We start from the raw sequence: 1,942 nt of genomic DNA, 5'->3' as shown, positions 1-1,942 counted from the left end.
ACCGGCACCTGCACCACCTGCCACCGCCCCCTGCCCAGAACATCCACCACCGCCCAAAACCCGAGAGCCAGAGCAACCTAACGGAGTCCTACTAGAGCGGCCCTCCGGATCCGCACACGTACGTAAATCGCTGCCGTTCTCCAGGACTTCCTGCGTTCAGGCTCCGATGCAGCCTTCTATCATCTGTGTGAGCCGACCGGCCAGCATTCCTCAGTGCGTCTGTCCGGCGGTGTCGAGCGGGCGGGGCGGGTGGAGCGGTGCGTTGGAGAGTGCGCAGGAGTGCCCCTCATGAAAAGGCCGGGGACAGACTGCCTGGTACTGGGCCCTCGAACCGGTGGAAGGCTCAGGGCGATCTGTGGCAGGCATGGCTGCGGCATTCGGTGGTGGGCGTCGATCTGCTCATGTGGTGGACGAACGCAAGCAATCTACGCGGCCTGGTGGGGGACGGCCGTTATCGGGAACGTCTCATCGCCCTGCTGTCTCAAGCGTCACCGCGGGACTGCGCGGCGATAGGGCTCGGTTGTGAACGTCGGATCGACCGGCCATGCCGGGAACCGCAGACTTGCAGCCGTCCCCCCGTCGAAGGCCCGGCCGCCGACGCTCCGGAGTTCCGCATAGGCCCGATACCGGGGGCCTGTAGCTCCTTCGTGGACTGCTGGAGGGGAACCGGGCTGCACGTGGAATTCACCTCCGACGACCGTCATCGGGCCGTGCACCTGAAGGACAAGACCGAGAAGGTCGGCGTGTGGGTGGACGGTGTCCCACTACCGGAGGACGCCTGGCTGGACGTGTCCGGGTACTGGGTCGACGACCGGTTCTACGTGGTGCAGGCCGCAGGCCCGGAGGACCACCCTGAACAGGAGCTCGCTATGGGCCATCTGGGCTGCAGGGTTCTCGCTGTGGTCATCCACGACGTCCAACAAGCCACTACCCGGATGATCGTGCCGGACGCCACGGAGACGTGGACCGATCCATGTGTGCGTTTGGACGGCGGCACATGGCGCCTGTACGCGGATGGGGCCACCGCCGAGGCCGGCAGGCCGGCGCGATTGTTTCCTGCCGTACCACCGTCGGTCTGACGTTTCCTGCCCGGGTCCCCGGACGACACCGGGTGCAGATACACCGTCCCGGCGACAAGGGCGAGGACTATATTCGGTCACCGCTAGCGCTCTGACCACATAGGTTCTGCGTGAGCGGGGACGCAGCGCGGTCCGCTTCGCAGTGCGAGCCGGCAGCCACCAGGACGCAGTGGTTGCCGGGTTCCTGGACTTCCTCTGCTCCAGGCGGGACCTCGCCTTCGACGGCCGGTCCCACCACAAGGTGGCATTGCCGAGTCCGGTCGGGTCGTTCGATCCCGCGCTGTTCTGCTCGCCGGCACTGGGCCGGGCATGCGCTGCACATCCAGGAGCAGCGCGGGTGACGACAGCCTTCCCCGTGTTCAACCGCGAGATCGAGGACGGGGACCCGGAGGTGCTGGTCGACGCCCGCATCCATGGTCACGCCTCGCTGCCCTACAGCGACTGTGGACGATCCCCTTATCGCGCCGTTGACATGCGCTTCGACATCCAGCCGTCGTTCTACCGACCGTCACCGAAGTTCAAGGTCTTCCGGCCGGCCGACGTCCAGAAGCTCATGGACGTAGTGTCGACGGCATCGCCGCAGAGCTGGCTGGAGGTGCGGTCCTTCCAAGGCGAAACCACGCGCCTCCGACCCGACACGACCATGTCCTTCGCTGACGTGTTTCCCTTTCTGATCAACTGACGAAACGGCCTGGCTGCCGTCTGCCGAAGTCCCCGAGCTTCCAAACGCCAACAGACCGCAGCCGGTGAACCTTCTCGGTCACGGCACTAGTAGGGCTCCGTTAGGTTGCTCTGGCTCTCGGGTTTTGGGCGGTGGTGGCTGTTCTGGGCAGGGGGCGGTGGCAGGTGGTGCAGGTGCCGGT

General features: G+C 66.0%; 2 protein-coding genes. Both read left to right on the top strand.

The annotated features are described in order from the left end of the window. Window positions 1–677 precede the first annotated feature (677 nt). Complete coding sequence (locus ACFZDC_RS41975) at window positions 678–1,079, top strand: hypothetical protein (protein WP_136217636.1); 402 nt, start codon at window positions 678–680, stop codon at window positions 1,077–1,079. Between the two features lie 337 nt (window positions 1,080–1,416). Continuing rightward, a complete protein-coding gene (locus tag ACFZDC_RS41970) occupies window positions 1,417–1,761 on the top strand; it encodes a hypothetical protein (RefSeq protein ID WP_391332368.1) in 345 nt (114 codons plus the stop codon). Window positions 1,762–1,942: the final 181 nt, after the last annotated feature.

The sequence above is a fragment of the Streptomyces sp. NPDC007905 genome (assembly GCF_042959345.1).
In the GTDB taxonomy this organism is placed as follows: domain Bacteria; phylum Actinomycetota; class Actinomycetes; order Streptomycetales; family Streptomycetaceae; genus Streptomyces.
Note: the sequence above shows the minus strand (reverse complement) of the source record. Positions and strands in the feature narration are given on the sequence as shown.